A 4564-nucleotide genomic window follows, 5' to 3' on the forward strand; every position below is an offset into this window, starting at 1 on the left:
CTATTATAAAGGACTTTTTCTTTGCGTAAAACAAAAATATTGAAGATTGTGAGTCTTTTTAATATTGAATATTAATTAGTGCAACACTAGTGATATAGGTTTAGTAAAAAACTCTTTAAAAAGCAAATTAAGCACGAATTAAAACGTTTTAAATTGTGATTCTGATAATTACTATCAAAGATAGTTTTTATATAAAAAATTAGGGGGAAAATATTATGTTCACAGGTGTAACACTTCCATTCACGCCAGCTGATTTAGTCGGCGCAGGTAATGAACTTTTAGGATTGATAGGAACTTTTGTACTGCTTGGAATGGCTTTTGTATTCGTTCCAAAAATCATCCGTGTTATTAGGGAGGCTTTCCAGCCGGGAAGCACAGCAAGTCGAGATGAATACGGAAATAGAAATCATTATCAAAGCGCAGAAGCAAAAGCTCACCGAGATAAATTCTATAAGGAAAAAGGCTGGAAGATTTAGAAACAGCGTTTAAAGAAAAATAGTCAAAAAAGGTCGTTAATGATAAAACTTTTTAAAAATGTAGATCGACGGAAATACCGTCGATTTCTTTTTCCTTTTCTATTATCAAAATCAAATTACCTTTTATAATCACAAAATACCTTTTTGAAAAGATTTGGAGGATTTAAAAATGATTGTTGGCTATGCAAGAGTATCTACCCAGGATCAGAACTTGCAGCTACAGATCGATGCGCTGCAAAATGCAGGCTGCTTTGAAATATTCGAAGAAAAGATCACAGGAACAAAGAAAGATCGTCCAGCATTGAATGAAATGCTCAAAATGCTTAGATCTGGTGATCGGGTAGTCGTCTATAAACTGGATAGGATCAGCAGGAGTACAAAGCATCTGATTGAGCTTGCAGAACTATTTGAAGAAAAGGGAGTGGAGTTTGTATCGATTAGCGACAGCATTGATACCTCAACGTCTACAGGACGATTTTTCTTTCGGATGTTGGCCAGCCTGGCCGAATTAGAAAGAGATATCATCAGTGAAAGAACGAAAGCTGGCCTACAGTCTGCCAGAGCCAGGGGAAGAAAAGGTGGACGGCCTACAGTTGACAAAAAGAAAGTGGATCTCGCTTTGAAAATGTATAATTCCAAGCAATATTCAATAAGTGAGATAGTCAAAGCTACAGGGATCAGTCAGGCGACCCTTTACAGAAAAGTGAAAATGTGAAATGGAGCGCCTGAAATTGGTGCTTTTTTCTTTGCCTTTGATTCGCTACAATAGTGTTATATGTACCAATTACAAAGGGTGATTTTATGAATTATGCAGTGTATGGACGGGTTTCCACTGAAAAAGATGAACAACTATCCTCAATTGAAAATCAAATTGATATATGCAGAAACTGGCTGGAACGTAATGGATTCAAATGGGATGAAAATCAGGTTTATGTTGATGAAGGGATTACCGGAACAGTCTTTCTTGATCGGCCGGCCATTCAATTGATCCTGGATAAAGCAAAGAAGAAGGAAATTGAAATGGTGTTATTCAAATCCATTCATCGTATGGCTCGTGATTTGAAAGATGCTCTTGAGATCCGGGAAGTTTTTACGGCTCATAATGTAAGAGTCATATCTATTGAAGAAGGCTATGATAGTTTCATAGTCGGGAAAAATGACATGCAATTTGAGATGTGGAGCTTATTTGCTGCCCAATACCCTAGAACTCTTTCTATTTCTATATCAGCTGCACTTGCTGCTAAGGTTAGGCGGGGAGAACATATAGGAAAAGTTCCATATGGTTACAATCGAAAAGATAAAAAGCTGGAGATTAACGATGAAGAAGCAGAAGTCATTCGCAGGATTTATTCCTGGTATAATCAGGATAAATGGGGATTTAAAAGAATTACTCATTATCTAAATGATTTAGGCATTAAACCGAAGCTGAAGGATAAATGGCAAGTCACATCAGTTCAGCGAATACTAAGTAATCCAATATACTATGGGACATTTATTCACAATCAATATACGACAGTAAAAATCGGAGGACGAAAAAAACAAATTCGTAATCCAAAGGAAAAGTGGCTAGTCTACGAAGATCAGCATCCAGCGATCATATCCAAGGCAGAATATGAAAAAGCTAATAATAGAGAACATAAAAATAATAAGAAAAAAATTACACCGTGGAATGAATTCCGGGATATTTTAAGGTGCGCCCACTGTGGATCCAACATGGTTATTATGCAAAGCTATAAGACGAAGAAAGACGGGACCAGGACAGAGTGGAAATATTTAAAATGCAGCAAGTATCGGAGAGGGGGAAAACACGGCTGCGTAAATCATGAGCCGATAAGGTACGAAAAGTTTCGTGAATTCATTATGCAGCTGCTCCTTGAAAAAGGCGAAAGCATCAGGCTGAATTTTGAAAATGAAATTAAGAAAAAACAAAAAGAAGATATTAAAGGAATGCAGCAAAATATATTAAGATTAGAAAAGCAAAAAAAGAAGCTACTAGATCTGTATCTTGATGAAAATAGTCCTCTAAACAAAGAGGAATTCGAAGAAAAACGAAAAGAAATAGAAATCTCTATTAATAAGAGCAAGGAAAAAGCACTTTTATTAGCTCATGAAGATACGGCTGCAGCTAACGTTGAATCCATAAAGCAAGCTTTTAGCCAATTACAATATTATGATCAAGATCTTCACTATGCGTTCCAACAGCTGATAACGTCAGCTGATATTAGCCAGGACGGAACTGTAGATATTAAGTACACCTTCGAAAAAATGATGTAGTCTAATCATTACTTGCAAAGGGTACGCAGTACAAATGCCATGCAAAAGCTTGGTGTAAAAGGGCGCTCCCAAGCTGTTGTAGAGCTCCTGCGAATGGGAGAACTAGAACTTTAATCATGACCGGCCAACCCTAAATGGTGGGCCGGTTAAGATGTTTATAGGGGGAAAACAGGCGGAAATCGGAATTCTATCTTGAAATTTGTGCGGAAAAAGTAGAAAATAAGGGCAATAGTAAATTTCATCTCTGCTTGGATACCATAAGAGAACTAGATACTTTTTAGGAGTGTTTCTAATGAAACCTGTAGGGGCGGATAAAAATCAAGGGCTGGAGACAGTTGCTAAAATTGAAAAGGATTTAAGGTACATATCAGGAATTATAAAGCAGAAGGGCCGGGAAATTCTCAGCCATTACACGATTACACCCCCTCAGTTCATTGCTTTGCAATGGCTGTTTGAAGACGGGGATATGACGATCGGGGAATTGTCGAACAAGATGTTTCTCGCCTGCAGCACGACGACGGATCTCGTTGACAGAATGGAAAAAAATCAGCTCGTTGTTAGAGTAAAGGACCCGAATGACAGGCGTGTAGTGCGCATCCATCTTCTCGACGAAGGGGAAAGGATCATCGATGAGGTGATTAAGAAACGACAGCTGTACCTTCAGGAGGTTTTGAAGGATTTCTCCGATAACGAAATCGAATCGCTTAGGGAACGCCTGTCAAAATTACATCAAGAAATGCGTGGAGAATGAGGCGAGTTTTTTGAATCGATCAATTGGAATCATTGATTCAGGAGTAGGCGGGTTAACTGTTGCCAAGGAGGTAATGAGGCAGCTACCTTACGAACAGATCATCTATGTCGGTGATACGGCTCGTTGCCCCTACGGACCAAGGCCTGTCGAAGAAGTGAAAAAATTCACTTGGCAAATGACCCAGTTCCTGCTTCAGAAAAATATTAAAATGCTTGTCATTGCATGTAATACAGCGACAGCAGTGGTTTTGGAGGAGATCAGGGAAGAGCTTTCCATTCCTGTATTGGGGGTCATCCAGCCGGGTGCAAGAACAGCCATCAAGGTAACGGAAAATTACAAGATCGGGATTATCGGCACGGAAGGCACAGTGAAAAGCCAGGCGTATGAGCATGCTTTGAAATCGATCAACCGAAAGACTAAGATTGAAGCACTCGCCTGTCCAAAATTCGTACCGCTGGTAGAGAGCGGAGAATTCGATGGCCATGTTGCCAAGAAAGTTGTAACGGAAACGCTGAAACCATTGCTGGGACAAGGACTCGACACATTGATTCTCGGCTGCACCCACTATCCATTGCTTGAGCCGCTGATCAAAGAAGTAATGGGAGCGGAAGTGAAGGTCATCAGTTCAGGGGAAGAAACAGCAAGGGAAATAAGTACGATCCTTGGCCACAATGATATGTTTGCCGATCGTGACGAGCTGCCTGAGCATTCTTTTTACATGACGGGGTCCAAGAAAATCTTTACTACGATCGCTTCACAATGGCTTGAAAGACCAATCGAGATTGCAGAGAAAATCAAATTAGGATGATGATCGAGACCTCTAGTGATGGAGGTCTTTTTAGCTAGAATAAGAAAGCATAAATTCACTTCGAGAAAAAGGGAATTATCTACTAGATAATGTTAACATTTCACATTGCATATTCCCTAAATTTTACTTCAGAAGTTGACCAAACAGATTTTGATAATGCTTTAACGGATTTCCGAAAGAAGTCTCCCATCCTCAAGGAATGGGAAGGGCTAAAGCCCAATGAGTAGGTGGGAGATGAATTTCGGTTGGCTTTAG

5 protein-coding genes and 1 pseudogene are annotated in these 4564 nt (G+C 39.4%); all 6 read left to right on the plus strand.

Going from position 1 to position 4564, the window contains the following annotated elements; genetic code table 11:
- Positions 1–215 precede the first annotated feature (215 nt).
- The 6 genes and pseudogenes from J2S25_RS19705 to racE all read left to right on the plus strand — a co-directional run bounded on the left by J2S25_RS19705 (position 216) and on the right by racE (position 4309).
- Positions 216–476 (plus strand): hypothetical protein, encoded by a 261-nt coding sequence (locus J2S25_RS19705; protein ID WP_307192702.1) that lies wholly within the window; start codon positions 216–218, stop codon positions 474–476.
- A 169-nt stretch (positions 477–645) separates the two neighbouring features.
- Positions 646–1191: a recombinase family protein gene (locus J2S25_RS19710; protein WP_307192703.1), complete on the plus strand. Its 546-nt coding sequence runs from the start codon at positions 646–648 to the stop codon at positions 1189–1191.
- 86 nt (positions 1192–1277) lie between these two features.
- Positions 1278–2750 (plus strand): recombinase family protein, encoded by a 1473-nt coding sequence (locus tag J2S25_RS19715; RefSeq protein ID WP_307192704.1) that lies wholly within the window; start codon positions 1278–1280, stop codon positions 2748–2750.
- A 30-nt stretch (positions 2751–2780) separates the two neighbouring features.
- Positions 2781–2864: pseudogene (gerE, locus tag J2S25_RS19720) on the plus strand (spore germination transcription factor GerE); the annotation flags it as partial.
- A 178-nt stretch (positions 2865–3042) separates the two neighbouring features.
- The gene (locus J2S25_RS19725) at positions 3043–3501 is read left to right on the plus strand and encodes a MarR family winged helix-turn-helix transcriptional regulator (RefSeq protein ID WP_307192705.1); all 459 of its coding nucleotides are present in this window, start codon (positions 3043–3045) and stop codon (positions 3499–3501) included.
- Positions 3502–3511: 10 nt separating this feature from the next.
- Entirely contained in the window at positions 3512–4309 is a 798-nt protein-coding gene (gene racE, locus J2S25_RS19730) for a glutamate racemase (RefSeq protein WP_044393049.1), read from the plus strand.
- The last annotated feature ends 255 nt before the right edge of the window (positions 4310–4564 follow it).

It is taken from the genome of Mesobacillus stamsii (assembly GCF_030814065.1).
GTDB lineage: Bacteria > Bacillota > Bacilli > Bacillales > Cytobacillaceae > Mesobacillus > Mesobacillus stamsii.